25 protein-coding genes are annotated in these 25,563 nt (G+C 73.1%); 13 read left to right on the top strand and 12 right to left on the bottom strand.

The features are described from left to right. Positions 1–7: 7 nt before the first annotated feature. Together BCAV_RS03335 and tmk are read right to left on the bottom strand one after the other, a co-directional pair. Positions 8–1,165, bottom strand: a complete 1,158-nt coding sequence (locus BCAV_RS03335; RefSeq protein WP_012725704.1) for a DNA polymerase III subunit delta' — start codon at positions 1,163–1,165, stop codon at positions 8–10. Next, positions 1,162–1,794 carry a dTMP kinase gene (tmk, locus tag BCAV_RS03330; protein WP_012725703.1) on the bottom strand — a complete coding sequence of 211 codons (633 nt, stop codon included), beginning with the start codon at positions 1,792–1,794 and terminating at the stop codon, positions 1,162–1,164. Before tmk ends, BCAV_RS03335 begins: the two co-directional genes overlap by 4 nt. Before the next feature lie 125 nt (positions 1,795–1,919). On the opposite strand from tmk, the gene BCAV_RS03325 reads away from it, so the two are divergent. Next, on the top strand, positions 1,920–2,444 hold the full coding sequence (locus BCAV_RS03325) for a hypothetical protein (protein ID WP_012725702.1): 525 nt from the start codon (positions 1,920–1,922) through the stop codon (positions 2,442–2,444). Here BCAV_RS03325 and BCAV_RS03320 read toward each other — a convergent pair. From BCAV_RS03320 to BCAV_RS03300, 5 genes are all read right to left on the bottom strand, one after another. Beyond that, positions 2,430–3,008 carry a DinB family protein gene (locus tag BCAV_RS03320; RefSeq protein ID WP_012725701.1) on the bottom strand — a complete coding sequence of 193 codons (579 nt, stop codon included), beginning with the start codon at positions 3,006–3,008 and terminating at the stop codon, positions 2,430–2,432. The two genes, BCAV_RS03325 and BCAV_RS03320, sit on opposite strands and share 15 nt — an antisense overlap. A 26-nt stretch (positions 3,009–3,034) precedes the next feature. Next, the gene (locus BCAV_RS03315) at positions 3,035–4,075 is read right to left on the bottom strand and encodes a Gfo/Idh/MocA family protein (RefSeq protein ID WP_012725700.1); all 1,041 of its coding nucleotides are present in this window, start codon (positions 4,073–4,075) and stop codon (positions 3,035–3,037) included. Between the two features lie 121 nt (positions 4,076–4,196). Next, a complete protein-coding gene (gene topA, locus BCAV_RS03310) occupies positions 4,197–6,938 on the bottom strand; it encodes a type I DNA topoisomerase (RefSeq protein ID WP_012725699.1) in 2,742 nt (913 codons plus the stop codon). Positions 6,939–7,115: 177 nt separating this feature from the next. Next, positions 7,116–8,045 carry a phosphatase PAP2 family protein gene (locus BCAV_RS03305; RefSeq protein ID WP_012725698.1) on the bottom strand — a complete coding sequence of 310 codons (930 nt, stop codon included), beginning with the start codon at positions 8,043–8,045 and terminating at the stop codon, positions 7,116–7,118. 101 nt (positions 8,046–8,146) lie between these two features. Continuing rightward, positions 8,147–8,497 carry a VOC family protein gene (locus tag BCAV_RS03300; RefSeq protein WP_012725697.1) on the bottom strand — a complete coding sequence of 117 codons (351 nt, stop codon included), beginning with the start codon at positions 8,495–8,497 and terminating at the stop codon, positions 8,147–8,149. A 52-nt stretch (positions 8,498–8,549) separates the two neighbouring features. On the opposite strand from BCAV_RS03300, the gene BCAV_RS03295 reads away from it, so the two are divergent. Further along, a complete protein-coding gene (locus tag BCAV_RS03295; protein ID WP_012725696.1) occupies positions 8,550–9,107 on the top strand; it encodes a TetR/AcrR family transcriptional regulator in 558 nt (185 codons plus the stop codon). Positions 9,108–9,122: 15 nt separating this feature from the next. On the opposite strand, the gene BCAV_RS03290 is transcribed toward BCAV_RS03295, so the two are convergent. Together BCAV_RS03290 and ku are read right to left on the bottom strand one after the other, a co-directional pair. After that, a complete protein-coding gene (locus tag BCAV_RS03290) occupies positions 9,123–11,573 on the bottom strand; it encodes an ATP-dependent DNA ligase (protein ID WP_012725695.1) in 2,451 nt (816 codons plus the stop codon). A 12-nt stretch (positions 11,574–11,585) separates the two neighbouring features. Next, entirely contained in the window at positions 11,586–12,473 is an 888-nt protein-coding gene (gene ku / locus BCAV_RS03285; RefSeq protein ID WP_012725694.1) for a non-homologous end joining protein Ku, read from the bottom strand. Between the two features lie 53 nt (positions 12,474–12,526). On the opposite strand from ku, the gene BCAV_RS03280 reads away from it, so the two are divergent. Both BCAV_RS03280 and BCAV_RS22625 read left to right on the top strand, forming a co-directional pair. Continuing rightward, entirely contained in the window at positions 12,527–13,399 is an 873-nt protein-coding gene (locus tag BCAV_RS03280; protein ID WP_012725693.1) for a helix-turn-helix domain-containing protein, read from the top strand. A gap of 5 nt (positions 13,400–13,404) precedes the next feature. Further along, positions 13,405–14,271 carry a VOC family protein gene (locus tag BCAV_RS22625; protein ID WP_012725692.1) on the top strand — a complete coding sequence of 289 codons (867 nt, stop codon included), beginning with the start codon at positions 13,405–13,407 and terminating at the stop codon, positions 14,269–14,271. Positions 14,272–14,350: 79 nt separating this feature from the next. Here BCAV_RS22625 and BCAV_RS03270 read toward each other — a convergent pair whose 3' ends face one another. Further along, the gene (locus BCAV_RS03270) at positions 14,351–14,824 is read right to left on the bottom strand and encodes a GNAT family N-acetyltransferase (protein ID WP_012725691.1); all 474 of its coding nucleotides are present in this window, start codon (positions 14,822–14,824) and stop codon (positions 14,351–14,353) included. A gap of 104 nt (positions 14,825–14,928) precedes the next feature. Between BCAV_RS03270 and BCAV_RS03265 the strand changes: the two genes are divergently transcribed. The 9 genes from BCAV_RS03265 (at position 14,929) to BCAV_RS03225 (ending at position 22,841) form a co-directional block, all read left to right on the top strand. After that, complete coding sequence (locus BCAV_RS03265) at positions 14,929–16,272, top strand: ABC transporter substrate-binding protein (RefSeq protein ID WP_012725690.1); 1,344 nt, start codon at positions 14,929–14,931, stop codon at positions 16,270–16,272. Further along, positions 16,269–17,246 carry a carbohydrate ABC transporter permease gene (locus tag BCAV_RS03260; RefSeq protein WP_012725689.1) on the top strand — a complete coding sequence of 326 codons (978 nt, stop codon included), beginning with the start codon at positions 16,269–16,271 and terminating at the stop codon, positions 17,244–17,246. Before BCAV_RS03265 ends, BCAV_RS03260 begins: the two co-directional genes overlap by 4 nt. A 1-nt stretch (position 17,247) precedes the next feature. Continuing rightward, positions 17,248–18,153: a carbohydrate ABC transporter permease gene (locus BCAV_RS03255; protein WP_012725688.1), complete on the top strand. Its 906-nt coding sequence runs from the start codon at positions 17,248–17,250 to the stop codon at positions 18,151–18,153. Between the two features lie 38 nt (positions 18,154–18,191). Beyond that, positions 18,192–18,971 carry an IclR family transcriptional regulator gene (locus BCAV_RS03250; RefSeq protein ID WP_012725687.1) on the top strand — a complete coding sequence of 260 codons (780 nt, stop codon included), beginning with the start codon at positions 18,192–18,194 and terminating at the stop codon, positions 18,969–18,971. A 31-nt stretch (positions 18,972–19,002) separates the two neighbouring features. Further along, positions 19,003–20,109 carry an enolase C-terminal domain-like protein gene (locus BCAV_RS03245; protein ID WP_012725686.1) on the top strand — a complete coding sequence of 369 codons (1,107 nt, stop codon included), beginning with the start codon at positions 19,003–19,005 and terminating at the stop codon, positions 20,107–20,109. Positions 20,110–20,117: 8 nt separating this feature from the next. Further along, on the top strand, positions 20,118–20,936 hold the full coding sequence (gene kduI / locus BCAV_RS03240; RefSeq protein WP_012725685.1) for a 5-dehydro-4-deoxy-D-glucuronate isomerase: 819 nt from the start codon (positions 20,118–20,120) through the stop codon (positions 20,934–20,936). Next, complete coding sequence (locus tag BCAV_RS03235; RefSeq protein WP_012725684.1) at positions 20,933–21,688, top strand: SDR family oxidoreductase; 756 nt, start codon at positions 20,933–20,935, stop codon at positions 21,686–21,688. The genes kduI and BCAV_RS03235 overlap by 4 nt, the downstream gene beginning before the upstream one ends. Positions 21,689–21,821: 133 nt before the next feature. Further along, entirely contained in the window at positions 21,822–22,244 is a 423-nt protein-coding gene (locus tag BCAV_RS03230; RefSeq protein ID WP_012725683.1) for a DUF2871 domain-containing protein, read from the top strand. 45 nt (positions 22,245–22,289) lie between these two features. Further along, the gene (locus tag BCAV_RS03225; protein WP_012725682.1) at positions 22,290–22,841 is read left to right on the top strand and encodes an NUDIX domain-containing protein; all 552 of its coding nucleotides are present in this window, start codon (positions 22,290–22,292) and stop codon (positions 22,839–22,841) included. A 43-nt stretch (positions 22,842–22,884) separates the two neighbouring features. Here the strand turns inward: BCAV_RS03225 and BCAV_RS03220 are convergent, their stop codons facing one another. Both BCAV_RS03220 and BCAV_RS03215 read right to left on the bottom strand, forming a co-directional pair. Continuing rightward, positions 22,885–23,865 (bottom strand): type IV toxin-antitoxin system AbiEi family antitoxin domain-containing protein, encoded by a 981-nt coding sequence (locus BCAV_RS03220; protein ID WP_050761608.1) that lies wholly within the window; start codon positions 23,863–23,865, stop codon positions 22,885–22,887. Positions 23,866–24,035: 170 nt separating this feature from the next. After that, positions 24,036–25,562, bottom strand: coding sequence for a DUF7059 domain-containing protein (locus tag BCAV_RS03215; RefSeq protein ID WP_012725680.1), 1,527 nt, complete (start codon positions 25,560–25,562; stop codon positions 24,036–24,038). Position 25,563: the final 1 nt, after the last annotated feature.

The raw sequence follows: 25,563 nt of genomic DNA, 5'->3' as shown, positions 1-25,563 counted from the left end.
GCGCGGCTCACGCCTGCGGCCGGAGCGCGACGGCCATCGCCTCCGTGGCGAGCAGCGGCGCGACGTTGGCGCCGAGCCGGGTGCGCGCCTGCGCGATCGCGTCCATCCGGCGGACCGACTGCTCGGCCGTCGAGGCGTTCGCCAGGGCGCGCACCCGCTCGGCGTGGCCACCGTTGACGAGCTCGACGTCGGCACCGAGCTGGACGACGAGCACGTCGCGGTACAGCGACAGCAGGTCCGTCATGGCCCGGTCGAGGACGTCGTGCACGGCCCGTTTCGCGCGCCGCTTCTGGTCGTCCTCGAGCTGGCGGAGCTGGCTGCGGAGCGCGGGCGGCAACGACCGCGCGGTGGACGCGCCGTCGTCGGCGCCCATCGCGTGCAGGAGCTCCGCGCGCTCGGCCGCGTCGCGATCCTCGGTCGACGCCTTCGCCTGGGCGCTCGCCACCTCGACGAGCTCCCCGGCCGCCAGCACCGCGTCGCCGACGCCGCGGATCGACGCCGCGAGCTCGAGAACCCGGGAGCGGCGCTCACGCGCCTCCGCGTTCAGCGCCAGCCTCGTCGCCAGGCCGATGTGGCTCTGGGCGGCGAACGCGGCCTCCAGCGCGAGCTCGTGGCCGATGCCGTGCCGGCGGACGAGGAGGTCGGCCACGGCATGTGCCGGCGGCACGCGCAGGGACACCTGGCGGCACCGCGACCGGATCGTCGCGACGACGTCCTGCGGGCTCGGCGCGCACAGCAGCCACACCGTGCGCGGCGGGGGTTCCTCGATCGCCTTGAGCAGCACGTTCGAGGTCCGCTCGACCATCCGGTCGGCGTCCTCGACCACGATCACCCGCCACCGCCCCTCGGCCGGCGCACGCTGGGCGAGGGTCACCAGCTCGCGGGCCTCGGTGATCGTGATGATCGACTTCTCGGTCGCCGCCACGTGCACGTCCGGGTGCGTGCCGGCGAGCACGCGCCGCCGCGCGTTCGCCGCCTCCGGCGAGGAGTCGGCGTCGTCCGCCTGCAGCGCCGCGGCGAACGCCCGCGCGGCGACCGACCGCCCCGAGCCGGGCGGGCCCGTGACCAGCCAGGCGTGCGTCATCGACGCCGGGTCGCGGGCTGCGTCGCGAAGCTCGGCCACGGCGGCGTCCTGGCCGACGACGTCGTCCCACACGCCGGTCACGTGCCGGTCCTCCCGAGCCGCGGCGCCACACGCGCCCGCACCTGCGCCGCGAGCTCCGCACGCCCCAGCGCGGCGTCGAGCACGAGCCAGCGCTCCGGCTCGCGCGCCGCGAGCCCCAGGTACGCCTCACGGGTGCGCACGTGGAACGCGCTGCCGGCACGCTCGAGCCGGTCCGGAGCGGCGGTGAGGCGCGCCGGCAGGTGTGCCGGGTCGAGGTCGAGCAGGATCGTCACATCCGGCATCAGACCATCCACCGCCCACATCGACAGCCGCCGGACGTCGTCCGCCGCCAGCTCGCGCCCGCCGGCCTGGTACGCGAGGGAGGAGTCGACGTACCGGTCGGTGAGGACGACGGCGCCGCGCGCCAGAGCAGGACGCACGAGCGAGGCGACGTGGTGCGCGCGGTCCGTGGCGTACAGCAGGGCCTCGGTGCGGGCGTCGACGTCCTCGCCGTGCAGCACGAGGTCCCGCAGCGTGCGGCCGATCGCCGTCCCCCCGGGTTCCCGCGTGCGCACCACCTCCCGACCCGCCTGCTCGATCCAGGTCGCGAGCAGCTCGAGCTGCGTCGTCTTGCCGGCGCCGTCGCCGCCCTCGAACGAGACGAACACCCCGGGCGGCTGACTCCTCACGCGCGCCAGCCTAGTTCCGCTTCCCCTCCGACGATCGCGCGATCCGCCGCCGGGCCGGTCCCGGCGCAAGCCCGGTGTAAGCCGGGCGGTGCAGGGTGGGCACGGATCCGAGAGAGAGGACCACCATGACGTCACCCATGACACCGCCGCCCGGACCGCAGCCGCCGCCCGGGCACGCCGTCCCGCAGCCGCTCGGCTACGCACCCCCGGCCCGGCCGGCGTCCCCGCCGGGTTACGGCCGCGTGTACGCCGCGATCGGCATGCTCGCCATCGCACTGAGCGGCACGCAGATCTACGCGGACGTCGTCGACGGCAACGTCACGAGCACGTATGCGTCGATGTGGGAGCTGATCGGTCACGGCCGTGGTGCCGCGATCGCGATGCTGGGGCTGCTCGTGCTGTTCTCGGTCGCGGCGGCCTGCCTCGTCGCGGCGTTCCGCGACGTCCGCACGGTCGGGCTGCCGATCACGATCGCCGTCCTCGCGCTGCTCGCCGCCCTCATGCTCGCCACGAAGATCGGAGCGGGGTCGCCGACGCCGACCTTCGACGACGGCGGGGCGATGATGGTCACGACGGCGTGGTTCACCGTGGCATTCGCGGTGGTGCACACGGTGCACCTGCTGGTGCGGCGCCCGTCAGCCGGACGCTGACGGCCGGAACGCGTCGGCCGCCGCCTGCACGCGCTCGAGGTACTCACGCCACGTGGCGTCGTCGATCTCGTCGTGGTCCGGACCGGCGAGGCCGTCGACGAGCTCCCGCACGATGTCGGCGTGGCCGGCGTGGTGCGCCGTCTCGTCGAGCATCCGGACGAGGAGGACGCCGAGCGTCGTGTCGCGCTCTCCCTCCGCCCACCACGGGACGTGGGCCGGGGAATCGAGGTCGAGCACGTCGACGGACGCGTCCGCGTGCTCGCAGGCGCGGCGGTAGAACGCGACGATCTGCTGGCTCGACTCCCGCGGCGTCGCCCACATGTCGCCGCCGTCCCAGATGGACCCGTCCTCGAGCCACGGGATCGGTTCCGGTGCGGGCCGGCCCACGCAGTCACCGAGGTAGCCGTACTCCATCGTGCCGAGGTGCTTCGCGAGGCCGAGCAGGTTCGTGCCGGTCGGCGTCATCGGCCGGCGCAGGCCGTACTCGTCGAGCCCGTCGAGCCGCGAGAGGAACGACGCCCGAGCAGCTCTCAGCTTGCGGTGCAGCTCGTCCTTGATGTCCACGGCCCAGCTCCTCGCACGCGGCAGCGTCACTCCCCCGGGTAGACGACCCCCAGCTGACGCCGCACCTCGTCCATGATCTCCATGACCTCGAGCGTCGCCGCCCAGGTCAGCGTCGGCGACTCCAGCTCGCCGGCCGCGATGCGCCGCGCCGCCTCGGCCGCCTGGAACTGGAACCCGCCCACCGCCTCGCCGTGCACGACGCGCGGCTCCCCGTCCAGGGGTGTCACCACCACCCGGTTCGGGACGTAGAACGTGCGGGGGATCTCGACGCGGCCGGCGGTCCCGGTGATCGTCGCGGTGTTCGGCATCGCGCCGAGCATCGTCGCCTCGGCGACGGCGACGGTGCGTGCGCCGTACCGCAGGAGCACGGTCTCGCCCTCGTCCACGCCGAGGTCCGAGAGGGACCCGACCGCGAGCACCTCGTCCGGCACCCCGAGCAGCATGTGCACGAACGAGATCGGGTACACCGCCAGGTCGAGGACGGCGCCGCCGGCCAGGGCGGGGTTCCAGAGGCGGTGCTCCGGGCCGAAGACGAGCCGTTGCCCGTGCTGAGCGGTGACGGACACGACGTCGCCGATCTCCCCGCTCGCCACGATCTCCCGCACCGCCGCGTAGTGCGGGAGGAAACGGGACCACATGGCCTCCATCGCGTAGAGCCCGGCCTGCTCCGCGGCGTCGAACACCTCGCGCGCCTCGGCGGCGTTCCGCGTGAACGCCTTCTCCACGAGCACCGGCTTGCCGGCCCGGATCGCGAGGAGCGCGTGGGCGCGGTGCTCGCTGTGCGGCGACGCGACGTACACGGCGTCGACGTCGTCATCCTCGACGAGCTGGGAGTAGCTGCCGTAGGCGCGACGGATGCCGAACTCCGTGGCGAAGGACTCCGCGCGCTCGAGGCTGCGCGATCCGACGGCGATGACCGACGCCCGGGTGTGCTCCGGCACCGTGCGCGCGAAGTTCTGCGCGATGCCCCCCGGCGCGAGGATCCCCCACCGCAACGGTGGCGCGTCCATCGGGTCGGGCGCGGTGGCGCTCGTGAGCAGGGCGTCGGGCGGCGTGGGATCGGTCACGTCGCCCAGCCTAGGGCGGCCACCCGACGTCGACCGTGCGGAACCTCACCTCGACCGGCGGCCCCGCGGGACCGACCGCACGGTCGACCCGCGCCCAGACCGCTCAGGTCCAGTCCCGGCCTCAGGAGCGCGACTTGGCGGGCGCCTTCCGGCTCGAGCTCCGCGCCGTCGTCCGCTTCTTCGCCGGCCCCTTGGCCCGCTTCTCCGCAAGGAGCTCGAACGCGCGCTCCGGCGTGATCGACTCGACCTCGTCGTCCTTGCGGAGCGTCGCGTTCGTCGTGCCGTCCGTGACGTACGGCCCGAACCGTCCGTCCTTCACGCTCACCGGCTTGCCGGACACCGGGTCGTCCCCGAGCTCGCGCAGCGCCGACGACGCCCGCTGCCCGCGCCGCTGCTTGGGCTGCGCGTAGATCGCGAGAGCCTGCTCGAGCGTGATGTCGAAGATCTGGTCCTCGGTCTCGAGCGAGCGCGAGTCGGTGCCCTTCTTGAGGTACGGCCCGTACCGACCGTTCTGGGCGGTGATCTCGTCGCCCGACTCCGGGTCGACGCCGACCACGCGCGGCAGGGAGAGAAGCTTGAGCGCCTGCTCGAGATCCACCGCCTCGAGCTGCATCGACTGCAGCAGCGACGCCGTCCGCGGCTTCGGCTTGGCCGGCTTGCGCTTCGCCGGCTTCGCGTCGTCCGAGGCGGCGGGGGCGTCGTCGGGGATGACCTCCGTGACGTACGGCCCGTACCGCCCGCTGCGCGCCACGATGGTGCGCCCGGTCGCCGGGTCGGTGCCGAGCTCGCGGTCGCCCTCGCCCTGGGTGGCGAGCAGCTCGCGGGCCCGCTCGAGCGTCAGCTCGTCCGGGGCGACGTCGTCGGGCACGCTCGCGCGCTGCGGCTCGCCGTCCGGTCCGGTCGCCTCGAGGTACGGACCGTAGCGGCCGACCCGTACGGTGACGCCGCCACCGAGGTCGATCGAGTTGATGCCGCGAGCGTCGATGTCGCCCAGCTCGGAGACGAGCTGCTGCAGCCCCTCCGAGCCGGCCGCCTCGTCGCCGAAGTAGAACCGGGTCAGCCACGCCACGCGGTCCTGCTCACCGCGCGCGATGCGGTCGAGGTCGGACTCCATCGCGGCCGTGAAGTCGTAGTCGACGAGCCGCCCGAAGTGGTCCTCCAGCAGCCGGACCACCGAGAACGCCAGCCAGCTCGGCACGAGCGCCTGTCCGCGGCGCAGGACGTATCCGCGATCCACGATCACGGAGATCGTGGCGGCGAACGTGGACGGACGCCCGATGCCGCGCTCCTCGAGGGCGGCGGTGAGGCTGGCCTCGGTGTAGCGGGGCGGGGGTGAGGTGTCGTGGCCCTCCGCGGTGAGCGACTCCGCGGCGACCTGGTCGCCCTGGGCGAGATCCGGCAGGCGGGTCTCGCGCGCGGCCGACGACCCCGACGAGGAGCCGCGGCCCGCGCCGTCGCCGTCCTCGTCGTACCGGCCCGCGTCCCGGCCCTCCTCGTACGCCGCGAGGAAACCGCGGAACGTGATGACGGTGCCGGAGGCCGAGAACTCGGCGTCGCGGGTCGCGCCGTCGGGATAGGCGGCGCTCGCACCGAGCTTCACGGACGCCGTCGACCCCTTCGCGTCAGCCATCTGCGACGCGACGGTGCGCTTCCAGATGAGCTCGTAGAGCCGGAACTCGTCGCCGGAGAGCCGGCTCGCGACCTGGGCGGGAGTGCGGAACGAGTCGCCGGCGGGCCGGATCGCCTCGTGCGCCTCCTGGGCGTTCTTCGACTTGTTCGCGTACAGGCGCGGCGCATCGGGCACGTACTCCGCGCCGTACAGCTCCGCGGCCTGCCGGCGCGCGGCGGTGATCGCCTGGGTCGAGAGCGTCACGGAGTCGGTCCGCATGTACGTGATGTAGCCGTTCTCGTACAACGACTGCGCCGTGCGCATCGTCGCGCGCGAGTTCATCCGCAGCTTGCGGCTCGCCTCCTGCTGGAGGGTCGACGTCGTGAACGGGGCGGCGGGGCGGCGGGTGTACGGCTTGGTGTCGACGGAACGTACGACGACGTCGACCCCGTCGAGCGCGGAGACGAGCGCCGTCGCGGCCGCCTCGTCGAGGTGGACGGCCCTGCTCGTGAGCGAGCCGGAGTCGTCGAAGTCGCGGCCGGTGGCGACCCGGTCGCCGTCGAGCGCCGTCAGCCGCGCGGAGAACGACGTGCCCGCCGTCTCGCCGCGCCCGCCGCTGAACTCGCCGCGCACGTCCCAGTAGTTCGCGCTGCGGAACGCCATCCGCTCGCGCTCCCGCTCCACCACGAGCCTCGTGGCGACGGACTGCACGCGACCGGCGGAGAGCCCCGGCCCGATCTTGCGCCAGAGCACCGGCGAGACCTCGTAGCCATACAGCCGGTCGAGGATGCGCCGGGTCTCCTGGGCGTCGACGAGGCGCGTGTCGAGGTCGCGCGTCGCCTCCAGCGCCCGCTGGATCGCCTCGCGGGTGATCTCGTGGAACACCATCCGCTTCACGGGCACCTTCGGCTCCAGCACCTCGAGGAGGTGCCACGCGATGGCCTCGCCCTCGCGGTCCTCATCCGTGGCGAGGTAGAGCTCGTCGGCCGCCTTGAGCTTCTTGCGGAGCTCGCTGACCTTCTTCTTCTTGTCAGCGTCGACCACGTAGTACGGGTCGAACCCGTTCTCGACATCGACGGCGAACTTCCGGTACGGGCCCTTCTTCATCTCCGCGGGCAGCTCGGACGGCTGCGGGAGGTCCCGGATGTGCCCGACGCTCGCCTCGACGTCGTAGTCGTCACCGAGGAACGGCGTGATCGTGCGCGCCTTGGTCGGCGACTCGACGATCACGAGCTTGCGGGCGGAGCTGGGCACGGTGGGCCTTCCTCGGGTGGCGGTGCGTGACCAGGATGCCCCGTGGCGTCAAGCGATTCGGACCGCTCGGCGTGCGCGGTCGGTGATCCCGGTCGCCCGCACCGTACAACATGGATCGCCGGTCGCGATCCTCGTGCACCCACTGGCGCTCGCTCGGGAGTCCTCGCTCGACATCCCTCAACGCCGCCCCAGCAGCTGCGTGAGGGCCGACACGCTCGCGGCCCCGCCCACGGCTGCGGCAGCACCGGCGTACGCCAGGAACAGCTGGCCCCGGTCGACGAGCTCCCCCACGACGTCGTCGAGCAGCGGCGGCAGGTCGACTGTCGCGTTCGCCGTCGCGAACAACGCACCGATACCGACGGCGAGCCCCGCCACGGCGGCGATCGCGAGGACGACGACGGCGAACGTGCGGCCACCGCCGACGCCGCGCTCGGCCGACCCCCGGGCCGCGCCGGGGATGAGCACCAGCAGCGACCAGGCGGTGACGACGGCGATCGCGGCGATGACGTCGGACGGCCGATGCCAGCCGAGGATCATCGTCGCGACGCCGGTGGCGGCCGTGTACGCAGCACCGACGACGGCGACGAGCGGCCGCAGGCCGCGCGGGACCACCATCAGCGCGGCCGCCGCGACCGACGCCGCGACGGTGGTGTGGCCGCTCGGGAAGGAGTTGCTGGCCCCAGGCGTGACACCGAGATCCGGGCGGTCCAGGATCGAGCTCTTGAGCACCTGCGTGGTGAGGTTGGCGCCGACCATGAGGACGACGACCCGCAGCGCCGTTCCCCAGCGACGCTGCACGGCGGCGACGACGACGGCGGCCACGACCACCACGACGAGGAACGGGACCGAGACGACGTCGAGCACCGGCTCCGCGATCTCGACGAGCCGGGAGCGGCCGAGCTCCGAACCCCGGAGCGCGACCTCGTCGACGCGCTGACCCGTCGGGGACGCCACGAAGAAGCGCCACGTGGCCCACACGCCGACCGCGGCGACGATCGCCCCGACGAACGCGAACGCCCAGCGGGCGCCGGCACCACCGCTCGGCGTCGCTCGCGTGAGTGACGGCGCGTGGGTGGCGCGCGGATGCGCGGGATCGAGCACGGACATGGCGTCCACCGTAGAGGGCGGGTCCGACGATCGCCGCTGCGCACCGTGACCGGAGCGCACAGATCCTGTGAAGGGCCGACCCGGCGGGGGCCGACCCTGGATCAGGTCGCGTCTCCGGTGACCTGCAGGAGGTGGAAGACGTTGCCGCCCGGGTCGCGGAAGGCGCGGATCCGTGCGTCCGGCGCGGCGATCTCGGGGGCGAGCGCCGGCACGCCGGGGTGCTCGCGCACCCAGGCATCGAGGTCGTCGACCTGGTACATCGGGCCGGTGGACCACTGGGCGCCGTCGTCGAGGCGCTTGTCGACCATGATCTGGACGTCGCTCCCGGGGAGGGCGAAGGCGACCGTCCCCTCGCCTTCCCGCCACGCCTCGTCCAGGCCGAGCTCGTCGCGGTAGAACGCCAGGGCCGGCGCGAAGTCGTCCACGACCACATACAGGTAGGTGAGTCTCATGCCGATATCGTAAGCCGGTTACGGGTTCCCGTCAACGGGTTATGCTGACTGGATGTGGGCGGACATCCCGGTTCCCGGCTCGACGCGCGGTCGACTCGTCGAGGCGTCCCTGCGCGCGTTCGAGCGGGACGGGTACCGGAACGCGAGCGTCTCCGGCGTCGCGGCCGACGCGGGCGTCACCACCGGGGCGCTGTACCACCACTTCGGGTCCAAGCTCGGGCTGTACGCCTACGTGCGGGGGGACCTGGAGAAGCGGCTGGTCGAGCGCATCGCCGGCGCCGCGGAGAGCCACGGGGGCAGCGGCCCGGCAGCGCTGCGAGCGGCGCTCCTCGTCGCGTTCGACGCCGCCGTCCGGTTCGGCGTCCCCCGGATCGTCGGCGAGGCCGACCCGTCCAGCACGGCCCAGGAGTCCGACGCGCCCACCGGGCCCGACCCGGTCGAGCATGCGCTGCGCCCCCTCGTCGGCGCGGGACTCGAGCCGGCCGCGCGGATGCTCACCGCCGCGTGGCGGGCGGCTCTGCTGTCCGTCGCGGACGGCGAAGACCCGGACCGGGTGCGGCGCTCGCTCGGCAGCGTGCTGCCCTCCCCGGGCGGCGCCGGCGACCCCTGACGGCGCCCGGGCGGCTCAGGCCAGGTCCGCCGGCGCCTTGTCCGGCCGCAGCCCGCGCCACCTCGCAGCGCGCAGCACGCCGTCGTCGGTCCACGAGTCGAACGTCACCTCGCCGACGACGTCGGGCCGCACCCAGTGCGCGACCTTCGCCTCGACGCGAGGCACCTCGGTGGTGAACGGCGACGTCGTCCGCTCCCGCGGCTCGAGCGTCGCCAGGAGCGCGTCCAGCGCGGCGTCCGTGAAACCCGTCCCGACCTTGCCCACGTACCGCAAGCCGCCGTCGTCGTCGGGCACCCCCAGCAGCAGCGAGCCGATCCCCCCGGCCCGCCTGCCCTGACCGGGCCGCCACCCGCCGATCACCACCTCGGCGTCGAGCGAGTGCTTGAGCTTGACCCAGGCGTGCCCGCGGCGGCCCGGCAGGTAGCGCGCGTCGAGGCGCTTCGCGATGACGCCCTCGAGGCGGGCCTCCGCGCTCGCGCGCAGTGCCGCCCGCACCGACGTGCCGATGGTGACCGACCGGCGCCACCCGCCGACGTCGCGCTCCTCGCGGCCCAGATGGTCCGGGTCGGCGGCCGGGAGCGGCAGGGCGAGCAGCACCTGGCGGCGGTCGCTGTACCTCTTGTTGACGAGCGAGGTGCCGTCGAGGTGCAGCACGTCGAACACGAGCAGCCGCATCGCGGGGCGGGCGCCGGTGCCCCGTTCCTGGAGGGCGTGGAAGCTCGGGCGGCCGGCGGCGTCGAGCGCCACGATCTCCGCGTCCAGGACGCCGGCGTGCGCGGCGAGCTCCTCGGGCACGACGGCCAGCTCCGCGAACTCCTGCGTGAAGTCCCGCCCCGACCGCGACTGCAGGGCCACGCCGCGCGCGGAGAACCGGACCAGCGCCCGGTAGCCGTCCCACTTCGGCTCGAACGCCCACTCCCGCGCCGGGTAGTCGCCGTCGCCGACCTGGCCCGCGGTGGCGAGCATCGGTCTCAGGTCGGGAGCGATGCGGCGGGGTTCGACGGCGTCGCTGAGCGAGATGTGAGCGCCGTCGTCGGCAGCCGCGTCGGGAGCGTCGACGACGGCGTGCGCCCGCTTCTCCGGCGACGTCGCCACGCCGGACTGGTCCTTCATGAGGTGCAGCAGCCACTGCTCCTTGCCCCCACCCCGACCCGGGTCGGTGCGGATGAGGGCGAACCGCCCCTGCACCCGCTGGCCGTGCAGCACGAAGATGACCTCGTCGTCGCGGAACTTCTCCGGCGTGTACGTCCCGGTGTCCCACACGGTCATCTCGCCGCCGCCGTACTCCCCCTTCGGGATCGACCCGTGGAACGTGAGGTACTCCATCGGGTGGTCCTCGGTGTGGACGGCGAGGCGGTTGTGTCCCGTCGTCGTCGGCACGCCGCGCGGCACCGCCCACGACGCCAGCACGCCGTCGTGCTCCAGCCGCAGGTCCCAGTGCAGCCGACGCGCGTGGTGCTCCTGGATGACGAACCGAGGATCCCCGGCCGGCGCCGCCACGGGCGCGGCGAACGGGACCGGCTCGGGCGTCCTCGCCGAGTCCCGCTTCGCGCGGTAGGTGGACAGCGGGTCCGGCGGCAGCAGGGGTGCGAGCAGGTCGCCGTCGGCGGCACGCTCCAGCACCTCGCCGAGCTCGAGGTGTGCGAGTCCCGGTTCCCCGAGCTCCCCCCACGTGCGTGGCGCGGCGACCCACGGCTGGTCCCGCCCGCGCACCGAGTACGGCGAGACGGTGGTCTTCGCGGCGTTGTTCTGCGAGTAGTCGACGAACACCTTGCCGTCGCGGAGCGACCGCTTCATCTGCGTGACCACGAGCTGCGGAAGGTCCTCCGCGAGGTGCCCGGCCAGCTCCTTCGCGAACGCGCTCGCCTGCTCCGAGCTGACGCCGTGGATCGTGGCGTACAGGTGCAGGCCCTTGCTGCCGCTCGTCACGGGGATGGCGGCGAGCCCGACGTCGTCGAGGTACCCCTTCGCCGCGAGCGCCACCTCCGCGCACTGCGCGAGCCCGACGCCGGGGCCCGGGTCGAGGTCGAGCACGAACCGGTCGGGCCGCGTGGCGCTCCCGTCGAGCACGAACGGTGAGTCACCCGGCGGGAAGCGCCACTGCGGCACGTGCAGCTCGATGCTGGCCATCTGCGCGAGCCACACGAGCGTGGCCGTGTCCTCCACCAGCGGGTACGTGCTGGTCCGCTCGTGGTGGACGATCCCGCGGCGCGGCACCCAGTCGGGCGTCCCGGAGTCGAGGTTCTTCGTGAAGAACGGCTCGGTCTCGACGCCGTTCGGCCAGCGCTTGCGCGTCACGGCGCGGCCCGCGAGGTGCGGGATCATCACCGGAGCGATCCGCCGGTAGTAGTCGATGAGCTCGGCCTTCGTGGTGCCCGTGGCCGGGAACAGGACCTTGTCGAGGTTGGTCAGCGAGAGCACGCGGCCGTCGACGCGTACCCGCGCGCCGCCGTCACCCGCTGCCACCGACGCTCCCGGCTACGACGCCTTCTCCTTGGCCTTCCGGCTCTTCGCCGGAGCCTTGGCCGGCTTCTTCCGCGACGTCGTGCCGCCCTCGCCCTCCGCGTCCTTCGCGGGAGTGCCCTTCTTGCGGGCGTCCACGCTGCGCCTCAGGGCGGCCACGAGGTCGACGACGTCGGCGTCCTCGCCCGTCGCCTCCTCCTCCTTCTCCTCGATCTGGAACGCCTCTCCGCCGGAGAGCTTCGCCTCGATGAGCTCCTTGAGCTGCACCGTGTACTCGTCGGTGAACTCCTCGGGGTGGAAGTCCTCCGCCATCGAGTCGACGAGCGACGCCGACATCTTGAGCTCCTTGTCGGAGATCTCCGGGGCGTCCTCCAACGAGGGGAACTCCACCTCCCGGACCTCGTCGGGCCAGAGCATCGTCTGCACGAGCAGTACGTCGCCGCGGACGCGCAGGGCCGCGAGGCGCGTCTTCTGCCGCAGGGCGAAGTGGACGACGGCGGTGCGATCCGTCTCCTGGAGGGTGCGGCGGAGCAGGGCGTACGCCTTGGGCGAGCGCGAGTCCGGCTCGAGGTAGTAGCTACGGTCGAACAGGATCGGGTCGATCTGGTCGTTCGGGACGAACTGCAGCACCTCGATCTCGTGCGACGCCTGCGCGGGCATCTGCTCGAAGTCCTCGTCGGTGAGGATGACGCGCTCGCCGTCGTCGGAGTCGAACGCCTTGACGATGTCGTCGTAGCTGACGACCTTCCCGCACACCTCGCACTTGCGCTGGTAACGGATGCGGCCGCCGTCCTCGTTGTGGACCTGGTGGAACTTGACGTCGTGGTCCTCGGTCGCGGAATACACCTTCACGGGCACGTTGACGAGCCCGAACGACAACGAGCCCTTCCAGATGGAGCGCATCCGCACATGATCCCCGCTTCGCGCCCGATGCACACCCCCGGCACGATGGAGGCATGGCTGCCGAGGTCGCCGACGGGGACGCCGCGTCGTTCGTGGTCGGCCCGTCGCGTCTCGCGCCCGGCGTCGGGTCGGTCACCGCGTTCCGCCTGTCCCCGGTGCCGGGCGCCGTCCACCGCGGTCTCCCGTCGCCGTCCGTGACGTTCCTCCTCACGCTCGGCGACGGCGAGTTCGTCATCCACGACGCCGGCGCACCAGGGTCCGCCAGCGCCACGCCGATCATCCTCGGCGGGCTGCACACGAGGCCGGCTCTCGTGGACCAGGCGTGCGAGCAGATCGGCGTCGAGGTGTCGGTGCACCCGCTCGCCGTCCGCGCCCTGTTCGGGGTGCCCGCGCGCGAGCTCGACGTGACGACGTTCTCGGGCCGGGACGTGCTGGGAGCCTCGGGCGAGCTGTTGCGGGAGCAGATGAGCGAGCGTCAACCCTGGGCCGGCGTGTTCGACGTCCTGGGGACCTTCCTGCGCGGCACGGCTCTCCGCACGGAGAGCCCGCCCGCACCGCGGCCGGAGCTCGCCGAGGCGTGGCGGGTGATCGTCGCCTCGGGGGGCCGAGCCCGCGTCTCGGCGGTGGCCGCCCGGGTCGGGCTCAGCGAGCGCCGGCTGCGGACGCTGTTCGTCGACGAGGTGGGGATCGGCCCGAAGACCGTGGCTCGGCTCGCGCGGTTCTCGGGCGCCCGGACCGCCGTGGCCCGGGCGGTCGCCACCGGGGGCCCGACGGCGCTCGCCGACGTCGCCGCCGCTGCGGGGTACGTCGACCAGGCGCACCTGACCGCGGAGTTCCGGGAGTTCGCGGGGGTGCCGCCGGGCCGGTGGGTCGCGGAGGAGTTCCGAAACCTCCAAGCGGACGGCCACCCGCTGGGAGGACGATGACGTCCATGGACACGACGACGTCGACCACCACGCCGGCCCCCGCACCCATGGTGTGGCAGACCCTGGGGGCCCACGACCCTGCCGCGCTCCTCGCCGTCCTCACCGACGTGCTCGGGTTCGTCGAGACCCTGCGCACCGGTACGGACGGCGCCGTTCAGCACGCCGAGCTCGCCTGGCCGGAGGGCGGCGGCGTCATGCTCGGCCCGGAACGCGGTGACGAGGACGGCAACGCGTGGTCGCAGCGCGCCGGCACCGCTGGCACATATCTCGTCTCCGAGCGACTGACCGCCCTGTGGGACGCCGTGCGCGCGGCCGGGCTGGACGTGCTCGTGCCGCTGACCGAGCGCGACTACGGCGGCCGCACGTTCGCCGTGCGCGACGCCGAGGGCAACCTCTGGTCGTTCGGCGAGTACCGCGGGGCGCCGGTCCCGGACCTGGCGCCGCACGTCCACGTGCTCCGCGTGCCGACCGGGCCGCAGGAGGCGTTCGACGCGTTCGCGCTGCGCCTCGGCGAGTGGTGGCACCCGAGCTACACCGCGGACTCCGACACGTTCGCGGGGGTGACGATCGAGCCCGAGGTGGGCGGCGCCGTCGTCGAGCACCATGCGGGCGGGCGCGAGATCCCCTGGGGGACGGTCACCACGTGGGACCCGGGTGCGGAGGTGGCGTTCACGTTCTCCCTGGCGCTGCCGGAGGGCGTGTCCAGCGAGGTGCGGGTGCGGTTCGAGCCGGCACCGGAGGACGACGGCGCGGGCACAATGGTCCGGTTCGTGCACGGGGGCTGGACGGCAGAGAACGCTCAGTACCGCGGGAAGTTCGCGGAGTGGCCGGTGATCCTGGAGCGCTACGCCGCGCTGCTCACACCGAGCTGAGCGTCCGGTCGCCACCGGGTGCGTCTGGTGACTCATGTGGTCACCTGGCGCACCCGATGTCGGCGTGGGCGTGCTGACCTCAGGCGTCGGGCGCCAGGAAGTAGGTCAGCTCAGGATGCCGTCCGGCGGCGTCGGTCCAGGAGGCCGACGCCGTGCCCACCAGTCGCCAGCCGAGTCGCTCGTACAGCGCCCGAGCGGCGACGGAATCATCCGTCACCTCCAGCCCCAGCGCGCGCGAGCCGGCGAAGGCCCGGACGCGGTCGAGCAGCGCTGCGCCGACGCCGCGCCCGTGCGCGCTCCAGGCCACGAACAGGCGTGAGACACCGAGCGTGCCGGGCGGAACACCCGGCGCGTCGAGCCGCGGGTCGACGGCGATGTGACCGACGACGTCGCCATCGACGACGGCGACCCACGCACCGAGGAACGCCGGGTCCCACAGCCACTCCCGGCGGACGTTGCTCCGGCGGACGGGATACCCGTCACGCGCGTGGACGTCGGCGAGGATCCGGACGAGGGCATCGGCGTCGCCGTCCCGGCGGTCTCGGATCTCCACCCCGTGAGCCTAGGGCGCGGACCCCGGTGACAGGCGGCGAACGGTCCTGGTAGTGTCCTATTCACCGGGTTAATGTCCCAATGACTGACACAGGAGTCGTCACGATGCCACCCCTCCCCACCCCGCCGACGCGGCGCGCTTTCCTCGGGCTCGGCGCGGCCGCGGTCACGGCGAGCGCCCTCGTGGCGTGCTCCCCGCCGGACCTGTCGCCCGTCGCGCTCCCCGACGTCGGCGAGGGCTACGACGGACCGCCGCTCACGCTCAAGTTCTGGAACGGACTCACCGGGGGCGACGGCGCGATCATGCGCGAGCTCCTGCTCCAGTTCCGCGACGAGCACCCGAACATCACCATCGAGATGTTCGCGATGCCGTGGCCGTCCTTCTACCAGAAGTTCCCGTCGGCCGTCGTCAGCGGCCTCGCGCCGGACATCGGCCTCATGCACAACTTCCACGTCGCCACGAACGCCGCCCGCGGCGTCATCGTCCCGCTCGACGAGGCTGCCGACCGGATCGGCCTGTCCGAGGCCAACTTCTCCGAGACGGTCTGGCGCTCCGGCATCGTCAACGGGCGCCGGTACTCGATCCCGCTCGACGTGTGGCCGGACAGCCTGTTCTACAACCGGCGCGTGCTGGAGAACGCGGGCCTCGACCCGGACGATCCGCCCAGGGACCGGGCCAGCTACGAGGAGACCCTCGAGATCCTCGCCGAGCAGGGCATCGCCGGGCACTGGCTACCCGCGATCGACCCGCAGGGCGTGGGTCGTGGCTTCGACAGCCTGCAGTGGCAGTTCGGCGGGGAGCTGTACGACGAGGAGGGCACGCGCGCCCTGTTCAACGGCCCCGAGGGTCGCGAGGCCCTCGAGTGGCAGCTCGAGCGCATCCTGTCCGACCAGAGCAAGCGCAACGTCAGCGGCGGCGACGCGAACGTCGCGTTCAAGAACGACCTCAACGCCTTTCTCTGGGGCGGCCCGGGCGCGCTGATCAACGACCTCGGCAGCGTCGAGGATCTCGACTGGGGGGTGGTCCCGCTCCCGCTCATCGGCGAGCAGCCCGCGTCGTTCTCCGGCTCCCACCAGTTCGTCATCATGCGCCAACGCGCGTTCGACCCGGACCGCATGCGGGCCGCGTTCACGTTCCTGTCGTGGATCAGCGAGAACTCGATCGCCTGGGCAGGTGCGGGCCCGATCCCCGCCCGCCGTGACGTCGTCGAGAGCCCGGAGTTCGCCGAGCTGCCCGCGCAGTCCTCGATCGCCGAGGCGCTCCCCGACGTGCGCTTCTACCCGCTCATCCCCGGCATCTTCGACGTTCAGTCGACGATCCTCTACCCGGCGCTCAGCGACGTCCTGCTCCTCAACGCCGACCCCCAGGAGGCGCTCGACGGCGCCGCCGAGCAGGCCAACCACCTCCTCGAGGAGAACCGACAGAAGTACGCGGAGGCCATGTCATGACCGCATCCACACAGGTCGGAACGCAGGCCGCGAACGGCACGGCACCGACCTCAGCACGGCGTCGCTCGGCGGACGGCGGCACCAGGGTCCGCGCGGGCAACGCCTCGGCGCCGTACCTCTTCCTCGCGCCGTTCATGATCATCTTCGGCGTGTTCGTGCTCGTCCCCGCCGTCTACGGCATCTGGATGAGCCTGCACAACTGGGACTTCTTCCTGCCGGAGCGCCCGTGGGTCGGGCTCGGCAACTACCTCGAGCTCTTCGACCCGACGAGCCTCACCGCCGTCCAGTTCTGGGAGTCGATGCGGGCGACCGGCCTGTTCGTCCTCTTCTCGGTGCCGTTCCTCGTGGTCATCCCGCTCGGGCTCGCGCTCATGCTCAACCGGGTGTTCCCCGGGCGGACGTTCTTCCGCGCTGTCTACTTCGCGCCGTACGTGCTCGGCGTCGCCGTCATCGGCGTGCTGTGGCAGAACCTGCTCAACGCGAACGTCGGGCTGATCAACTACTACCTCGGCCGCCTGGGCGTCACCGAGATCATCCCGTGGCTGACGGCGACGCCGTGGGTCTGGGTCACGCTGGTCGGCGTCACCGTGTGGTGGACCCTCGGGTTCAACGCCGTCGTCTACCTCGCCGGCCTCCAGGGCATCGACACCACCTTGTACGAGGCGGCGCGCGTCGACGGCGCGAGCAGGTGGCACGAGTTCTGGCACGTCACGCTGCCCGGCTTGCGCCCCGTGCTGCTGTTCGTCGTGACGATCACGATCCTCGCGTCCGCGAACATGTTCGGGCAGTCCTACCTCCTCACGGGAGGGGCACCGAGCAACGAGACCCGCACGGCGATCATGTACATCGCCCAGACCGGCTTCGAGCAGTTCCGGATGGGCCGGGCCGCCGCCATGAGCTACATCCTCTGCCTGCTCCTCATCGGGATCAGCGCTCTCAACTTCCTGCTCTTCCGCCGTCAGGAGAAGAACTGACATGGCCACGCTCACGCCCGCTCCCGCCAGCTCCGGCGCCATGACCGACGGCGACGTGCGGCACGTCGTGCACCAGCGGCCCACCCGCCCGTGGACCCGGGTCCCGTTCTACCTCGTGCTGTTCGTCCTGTCCGTGGCGTTCTTCGCACCGATCCTCTGGATGATCTCGACGTCGTTCAAGACGGCCGGCGACGCGACGGCGCTCCCGCCGCAGTGGATCCCGCCGGAGTTCTCGACGGACGGCTACACGGTGCTCTTCTCCGATCCGCAGGCGCCCGTGCTGCGGTGGCTGGCGAACAGCGTCCTGGTCGGCGTCGCGCACACCGTGCTGGTGCTGCTCACCGCGTCGCTCGCCGCCTACTCGCTCGCCCGGATGACCTTCCCCGGCAAGAACGTCGCCTTCGGTCTCATCGTCAGCACGATGTTCGTCCCGGGCTTCGTGTTCCTCATGCCGAACTACCTCATCGTCGACGCGTTCGACTGGCTCGACACCATGTGGGCCCTCGTGATCCCCGGCGCGGCGTCAGCGTTCGGCGTGTTCTTCCTCCGGCAGTTCTTCCTCTCGATCCCGGGCGAGCTGGAGGAAGCGGCCGTGCTGGACGGCGCGAACCGCTGGCAGATCTTCTGGCGGGTGGTGCTCCCGCTCTCGACGGCGCCGCTGGCGACGCTCGCGGTGCTGTCGTTCCTCGCGAGCTGGAACGACTTCCTGTGGCCGCTGTACGTCCTGTTCAACCCGGAGAGCCTCACGCTCCCCGCGGGCCTGGCGACGCTCCGCAGCGCGTACGGGACCGACTTCCCGGCGATCATGGCCGGAGCCGTGCTCGCGAGCATCCCGGTCCTGCTCATCTACGCCTTCGCGCAGCGGTACATCATCGCGGGCGTCTCCCGCTCGGGTCTCAAGGGATGACCGCTCTCGTCCCACCGGCATCCGCGAGGATGTCCGGCATGAGCCCCCGCACCGCCGCGACCAACGAGTCGACGTCCGGAACCCTGGCCCGAGGCCTCACGATCCTCGAGTTCGTCGCCGAGCACGGACGCGTCGGCGTCGGTGAGATCGCCGCCGAGCTCGAGATCTCACGCAGCGCCGCGTACCGGCTCGTGTCCCAGCTCCGCGATCGCGGGTTCCTGTCCGAGCCGTCCGACGGCGGCGGCGTCCGGCTCGGCGGCACGGCCGTGCGGCTCGGGCTGCAGGCGCTCGGTGGCGTCGACCTGTTCGAGCTCGCGGCCGGTCGCCTGCGCACGCTCGTCGAGACGGTGCGGGAGACGGCGTTCCTCGCGACGGTCGACGGCGCGGAGGTGGTCTACGTGCTGCAGGAGGTCGGCCCGAGCGCCGTGACGATGACTGCCAAGCCCGGCAGCCGCAGGCCGATCTACGGCACCGGCCTCGGCAAGGCCTATCTCGCCGCGCTGCCGCCGTCCCAGCGGGAGGAGGCGATCGCCGGGCTGGACCTGCGTCCCGTGACGGCGTCGACGCTCACCGATCTGCCGTCGCTGCGCGCAGAGCTCGACGCGACGGCCGCACGCGGGTACGCGATCGACGACGGCGAGCTCGAGCCCGAGGTCCGGTGCATCGCCGCCGCCGTCCGAGACCACCGCGGCGCTCCCGTCGCCTCGGTGAGCGTCGGCGGCCCCGCCGAGCGCATCCTCGCCAAGCAGGACGCGATCGTCACCGCCGTCGTCGACACCGTGTCCGCCCTGAGCCGTGACCTCGGCTCCTCCCCCTGACCCCCGCACCACCACTGGAGGCCCTTCCACCATGCTCGCCGACCACCGCATCGCCTCGATCGAGACGTCGAGAGTCAGCACCCGCTACCCGCGCAACGTCGGCCGCAACGCCCGGATCGGGAACCACGGCACCGGCTTCGACACGACGGCGGTGATCGTGCGGACCGACGCCGGGGCGAGCGGCTGGGGTGTCGTCGAGGGCTCGCTCGACGGTGCTGACGCCGTCGTCGGCCGCCCGCTGCTCGACGTCTTCGACCCGGCGGCCGGCGTGACCGACACCGCGGCCCTTCCGCTGGACTTCGCGCTGCACGACCTCGCGGCGACGATCCTCGACGTCCCGGCGCACACGCTGCTCGGCGGCCTCGGAGAGTCCGAGGTCACCACGTACTCCGGGGCGATCTACTTCGACGACCTCGACCCGGACGACGCCCCGCGCGGCCTGGAGGCGGTGCTCGCGAACTGCGCTGAGGACTGGGCGGCGGGGTTCCGCGCGTTCAAGCTCAAGATCGGCCGCGGCAACCGCTGGATGGAGACGGAGGCCGGCTTCGCGCGGGACGTCGAGGTGACGCGGGCGGTGCGCGAGGCCTACCCGGACGCCCGCCTCCTGGTCGACGCCAACAACGGGTTCAGCCCCGAGCGCACGATCCGGTTCCTCACCGCCGTCGCGGACTGCGACCTGTTCTGGGTCGAGGAGCCGTTCCAGGAGGAGGCCGACGGCCTGCGTCTGCTGCGGGATCACCTCGCCTCCACGGGCAGCCGCACGCTCGTCGCCGACGGCGAGTTCGAGCCGGACGAGCCGCAGCTCCTGGAGCTCGCCGCGGCCGGGCTCCTGGACGTGCTGCTCATGGACGTCGTCTCGTACGGGCTCACGGCGTGGCGCCGGATCATGCCCACGCTGGCCGAGCTCGGCGTCGCCGCCTCGCCCCACGCGTGGGGGATGCCGCTCAAGACGCTCTACGCGGCGCAGATGGCCGCAGGGCTCGGGAACGTCCTCACCGTCGAGGGGGTGCCCGGCCGCACCGAGGGCGCTGACACCTCCGCGTACGCGCTGACCGACGGCGTCCTGGCGGTGCCGGACGCACCCGGCTTCGCGATCCCGCTGACCGCACCCGTCACGACCGACGCCGTCGCCCGCTGAGGAGCCCCGTGGACATCCGACACTCGACCCACCCCGACGACGCCGCCCGGCTCGACCCCGAGGAGCTGCGCGCCCGCTTCCTCGTCGAGGACCTGTTCGCACCCGGCGAGGTGCGCCTCACCCTCACGCACGACGACCGCATCGTCATCGGCGGCGCCGTCCCCGACGGCGCACCCCTCACGCTCGAGCCGCCGGCGGAGCTGCGGACCGCGACGTTCTGCGCCCGCCGCGAGCTCGCCGTCGTCAACGTCGGCGACGGCGCGGGCACCGTCACCGTCGACGGCTCGGCCTTCGACCTCGGCCACCACGACGTGCTGTACGTCGGGGTGGGGGCCTCGTCCGTCGCGTTCGCCGGCGACACGCGCTTCTACCTCGTGTCCGCCCCGGCGGGCGCCCGGCACCCGACGACGCTCGCCCGCGCGGCCGACGCCGAGACGCTGCACCTCGGGGAGCCGGCGGCGTCGAACGTGCGGTCTCTGCGGCGGTACGTGCACGCGGGTGGCGTCGCGTCGGAGCGGCTCGTGCTGGGGATCACGACGCTCGAGCCGGGCAGCGTGTGGAACACGATGCCGCCCCACACCCACGACCGCCGCACCGAGGTCTACCTGTACACCGGGCTCGGGGCGGAGGGCCGCGTGATTCACCTGTGCGGGCGGCCGGACGAGCTGCGCACGCTCGTGGTCGGGGACGGGCAGGCGGTCGTCAGCCCGCCGTGGTCGGTGCACACCGGCGCGGGGACGGCCGCGTACTCGTTCGTGTGGGCGATGGCCGGGGAGAACCAGGCGTTCGACGACATGGACGCCGTCGCCGTGGCGGACCTGCGATGACGGGACCGTTCTCGCTCGCCGGCCGCACCGCCGTCGTCACCGGCGCCGGTTCGGGCATCGGGCGCGCCATCGCGCACGGTTACGCGCGTGCCGGTGCGCACGTCCTCGCCTGGGGCCGGACCGACGGCGTCAAGGAGGTCGCTGACGAGATCGCTGACGGCGGCGGGTCGGCCGAGGCGGTCGTGGCCGATCTGGCGGACCTGGAGGGCGCGGCCAACGTCGCGGAGGAGCTCGCCGCCACCCGGCGCGTGGACGTGCTCGTGAACAACGCGGGCATCATCGCCAGGGCACCCGCGGAGGAGGTGTCGCTGGGCCGGTGGCGCGAGGTCCTCACGGTGAACCTCGACGCCGCCTGGGTGCTGAGCCGCTCGTTCGGGACCGCGATGCTCGCGCACGGCTCCGGGCGCATCGTCACGATCGCGTCGATGCTCTCGTTCCAGGGCGGCCGGAACGTGGCGGCCTACGCGGCGAGCAAGCACGCCGTCGTCGGGCTGACGCGTGCCCTGGCGAGCGAGTGGGCGGGCCGCGGCGTCGGGGTCAACGCCCTCGCGCCGGGGTACGTCGTCACAGCGAACACTGCCGCCTTGCGGGCCGACGACGAGCGAGCGGCCGAGATCACCGCGCGGATCCCGGCGGGCCGGTGGGCGACGCCGGAGGACATGGTCGGACCCGCGGTGTTCCTCGCCTCCGACGCCGCGTCCTACGTGCACGGTCAGGTGCTCGCCGTCGACGGCGGCTGGCTCGCCTCCTGAGCCCGGGGTCCCGCTCCCGCGGCGTGCGCGACGGCGGGAACTCAACCTTTCGGCCGATGTCGCGCGCGACGGCGTCCGTAGCGTCGACGCAGGGCCCGCAACGGGCCACTCATCGACCCTGAGGACACCCCACGTGAAGCAGCTGTTCCATGCCGCCGCGGCCTACCTGGTCGCGGGCCTGGCCTCCGGCCTCTACTACCGCGAGCTCACGAAGCACTACGAGTTCACCGGCAGCACACAGCTCGCCGTCGCGCACACCCACCTGCTGACGCTGGGCGTGATCGTCCTGCTCATCGCGCTCGTGCTCGAGAAGGTGTTCACCGTCTCGGCGTCGCCCCGGCTGTTCCGGTGGTTCCTGTGGACGTACAACGCCGGCGTCGTCCTGAGCTCGGCGATGATGATCTGGCACGGCACGCTGACGGTGGCCGGCCAGGAGTCGACGAAGATGATCGCGGGCATCGCGGGGCTGGGCCACATCCTGCTCACGGTGGGGCTCGTGCTGTTCTTCGTGGCACTGCGGCGGCGCGTGATCGCGGCGCCGAGCGCGGCCGGCTGAGAGACGTGCGCCAGGGGTGAGCGGCCCCCTGGCAGAGTGGGCCGGGTGCACGAGCCCGACGCCGCGTGGCGGACCCGCTTCCCCGACCTGTTCAGCGAGACGTACGTGGCGTACGCCGGGTGTCGCACCTCGTTCACGACGGCGGCCGCCCCGGACCCTCTGGTGTCGCGTCTCCACGTGGTCGCGGTCACGCCCGGGGGTCACGTCGTCGTCTGCCGCAGCGACCAGGACCACCGGTTCCTCCCCGGCGGGACGCGCGAACCCGGCGAGACCCTGCTCGCACTCGCCCGCCGGGAGCTGCTCGAGGAGGCCGGGGCGGAGCTGGTCGGCGACCTCCGCCACGTCGGCTCGCACGTGGCGGACAGCGATCGACCCGCGCCGTACCGCCCCCACCTGCCGCACCCGCAGGCGCACTGGTCCTGGGCTGTCGCCGACGTGCGCCTCGCCGGCGCGCCCACGAATCCCGACGACGGCGAGACGGTCGTCGAGGTGCTGACGCTCCCGCCGCACGAGGCGACCGACTACCTCGAGGTGCACGACCCCGTGCACGCCGCCATCGTGCGGCTCGCGGGGGCGATGGGCCTGCTCGCGGCCTGAGCGGGTGCACCTGGTGACCACATGGGTCACCAGACGCACCCGATCATGCCTCCAGGCGGCACGGCGGCCCACACCGCCGGGGCGAACCTGCCCAGCCGCCGGTCCGCAGTCCCCGGCCCACCTGGCCGGCCACGGCGCACGACCGACCCGCCACGTGGCCCCACCGATACCGCAGGGTGACCTGCCCGCGGTCGAGGACGACGTCGTTGTCCCGCCAGGTGTCGCTATCGGTCCGGCCGCCCGGATGGCCGAGCTCGCCGTCCAGCTCGGATCGCATCGAGTACTCCTCGTAGACGACGTCGGCGCGGATCCACCGGCCACCGACCACCTCACGGACCTGCAGCCGCGAGGTCGGCAAGCCGTGGGCTCGCTCTACGTCCCGGTGATAGCGGTACTCGAGCGGGGACTCCACCCCGGCGACGGCGGCCGCCAGCACGTCAAGAACGAGCCGCCGATGCCGCATCCGGCTCCGAGCGGCCACGGCCTCCAGGATCCGCTCGGGATCGACTCCCGCTCGCACAGTCTCGGTGAGGATGCCGACGACGTCGTCCGCGTGGTGTGCGCGGTCGACCCGGTCGACTGCTGTGACGGCGGGTTCGGTTCGGGCGGGTGTGCCCTGGGGTTCTGGGAGGCCGCGACGGCGGTGCACGCGAACGCCCTCCAACCTCGGTGCCCGGTGCGTGTGCGGGACGACGACGTCGATCCTCCTGGGCGGTCGCGCACGGACGCCTTGGAGGTGAGCTGCCGCGTCGTGGCTCACCGCCGCAGCACCGCCGAGCGCGAGGACGGCCGCCCAGCACCGGGCGTGCCACGGCAGGGGCGCGGTGTGGAGCACGTACACGCCGGGGTGGACCTTGCGCCACCTGCCGCTTCTCAGGCGTGAGCGGATGTAGGACGGCGAGACGCCCAGCTCGACGGCCTGGCGCCGAGACACCACTCCGTTCTGGCGGCGGGCGAACGTCTCGAGCAGCGCGACAGCCGTGGGATGAGTTCGTCGTGGAGGGCGATCATCGGACGTGACCATCCCCGGAGGGTGGCGCACGCGTCGTCGATGGCGCACGGTGCCCTGTGGACACGTCCGCACGTGCCCTCAGTGGGTGCGTCTGGTGACCCATGTGGTCACCAGACGCACCCACTGAGGGCCCGCGCACACGACGACGGGCTCAGGAGCCTCGCGGGTCGAGCGGGAGCGGGTCAGGCCGGGAGCAGCAGGCCGTCCCGCGCGAGGGCGCGCACGTCGGCGGCGAGCTCGGCGGCGAGCGCGTCGGCGGGTGCGTCCAGCAGCGCCGCGAGGGCGCCCACGAGCTGGGCGCCGGTGAGCTCGCCGTCGCATGCGCCCACGAACGCGGCGAGCGCCGTGCCCGCCTGCACGGTGCGCCCGAACCCGCCGCCCGCGCGCAGCAGGATGACGCGGGGGTCGGCGTCGCCCGGCGTGAGGTAGCGCTCCTCGGTGACGTCCCGGGCGACGCGCCATGCCCGGCCCAGCACGCCGTCGTCGTCCATCCCGGCGAGCAGGTCCGCGGTTCGCACCGACGCGAGGATCGCGGCGCCGAGCGGGTACGCCACGGTCCCCGTCATCTCCTCGACCCGGTGCCACGACGCACGGGACGCCGTCGGCCGGTGCAGCGTCACGATGCCGAACCCGACGCCCTCGACGCCGCGCGCGGCGAAGTCCGCCAGCCAGGCCTCGTACCCCGCGGCCCACGACGCCGGGTCCCGGTCCGGTGTGGTGCCGCCGTCGCGCAGCCACAGCTCCGCGTACTCGGCCGGGTCCTGCAGCTCACGCTGGACCACCCAGCCGTCGAGCCCGGACTCCACCAGCCAGGCCTCGACCCGCTCCTGCCACGGCTCCCCCCTCCGGTGCTCCCAGTTGCCGAGGAGCTGCGCGATCCCGCCGGGCGCCAGGACCGCTCCGACGCCGGTCACGAGGTCCCGCACGACATCGTCGCCCGACCGTCCGCCGTCGCGGTACGTGTACTCCTCGACGCCGGCCGTACGGGGCGTGATGACGAAGGGCGGGTTCGACACCACGAGGTCGAACCGCTCGCCGGCCACCGGTTCGAGCATCGAACCCTCGCGCAGGTCGAGCTCCGCGCCGGCGAGGGCCGCGTTGAACGCCGCGTACGCGAGTGCCCGTGCCGAGACGTCCGTGGCGACGACGCCGCCCGCGTGGCGGGTCGCGTGCAGCGCCTGGATCCCGCAACCGGTGCCGAGGTCGAGCACCCTCTCGCGACGGTCCGGCACCGTGACCTGGGCGAGCGTGGTGGAGGCGCCGCCGACGCCGAGCACGTAGTCGGCGGGCAGCGGGCCGCCGGTGGCGAGCTCGCCGCGGTCGGATGCGATCCACCACGCGACGTCACCGGCGGCGTCGGTCGCGGCGTAGGGGGTCAGGTCGCACGTGGCGCGGACGACGGCGTCCGGTGCGTTCCCGGAGGCGGTCACCAGGCCGAGGCGCTCGGCGCCCGCGGTGCCAAGGCGCGGGAGGGCGGCGTCGAGGGCGGGGCGCGGGACGTCGTCGCCCAGCACGAACAGTCGCAGCAGCGTGGCGGCGGGCTCGTCGGACGCCGCCGCCACGGCTCGCGCAGGTACCGCCTGCTCGCGCCGCAGCGCCGACGCCGCGACCGGGCCGAGCAGCTCGGTGAGCGCGTCGACGGTGAACGGTGCGAGGTCCGCCCGCAGCGCCGCGGCACCGTCCGGGTCGACGCGCGGCGGGGTGGACACG

The sequence above is a fragment of the Beutenbergia cavernae DSM 12333 genome (assembly GCF_000023105.1).
GTDB lineage: Bacteria > Actinomycetota > Actinomycetes > Actinomycetales > Beutenbergiaceae > Beutenbergia > Beutenbergia cavernae.
Note: the sequence above shows the minus strand (reverse complement) of the source record. Positions and strands in the feature narration are given on the sequence as shown.

What these genes read in the sequence shown, in the direction of transcription:
- BCAV_RS03300 (WP_012725697.1), bottom strand. Translation starts at nt 8,497, where the DNA reads ATGAGACTCACCTACCTGTATGTGGTCGTGGACGACTTCGCGCCGGCC.
- BCAV_RS03255 (WP_012725688.1), top strand. Translation starts at nt 17,248, where the DNA reads ATGGCCACGCTCACGCCCGCTCCCGCCAGCTCCGGCGCCATGACCGAC.
- BCAV_RS03245 (WP_012725686.1), top strand. Translation starts at nt 19,003, where the DNA reads ATGCTCGCCGACCACCGCATCGCCTCGATCGAGACGTCGAGAGTCAGC.
- BCAV_RS03235 (WP_012725684.1), top strand. Translation starts at nt 20,933, where the DNA reads ATGACGGGACCGTTCTCGCTCGCCGGCCGCACCGCCGTCGTCACCGGC.
- ku (WP_012725694.1), bottom strand. Translation starts at nt 12,473, where the DNA reads ATGCGCTCCATCTGGAAGGGCTCGTTGTCGTTCGGGCTCGTCAACGTG.
- BCAV_RS03260 (WP_012725689.1), top strand. Translation starts at nt 16,269, where the DNA reads ATGACCGCATCCACACAGGTCGGAACGCAGGCCGCGAACGGCACGGCA.
- BCAV_RS03295 (WP_012725696.1), top strand. Translation starts at nt 8,550, where the DNA reads ATGTGGGCGGACATCCCGGTTCCCGGCTCGACGCGCGGTCGACTCGTC.
- BCAV_RS03265 (WP_012725690.1), top strand. Translation starts at nt 14,929, where the DNA reads ATGCCACCCCTCCCCACCCCGCCGACGCGGCGCGCTTTCCTCGGGCTC.
- BCAV_RS03220 (WP_050761608.1), bottom strand. Translation starts at nt 23,865, where the DNA reads ATGGTCACGTCCGATGATCGCCCTCCACGACGAACTCATCCCACGGCT.
- BCAV_RS03305 (WP_012725698.1), bottom strand. Translation starts at nt 8,045, where the DNA reads ATGTCCGTGCTCGATCCCGCGCATCCGCGCGCCACCCACGCGCCGTCA.
- BCAV_RS03325 (WP_012725702.1), top strand. Translation starts at nt 1,920, where the DNA reads ATGACGTCACCCATGACACCGCCGCCCGGACCGCAGCCGCCGCCCGGG.
- BCAV_RS22625 (WP_012725692.1), top strand. Translation starts at nt 13,405, where the DNA reads ATGGACACGACGACGTCGACCACCACGCCGGCCCCCGCACCCATGGTG.
- BCAV_RS03250 (WP_012725687.1), top strand. Translation starts at nt 18,192, where the DNA reads ATGAGCCCCCGCACCGCCGCGACCAACGAGTCGACGTCCGGAACCCTG.
- BCAV_RS03280 (WP_012725693.1), top strand. Translation starts at nt 12,527, where the DNA reads ATGGCTGCCGAGGTCGCCGACGGGGACGCCGCGTCGTTCGTGGTCGGC.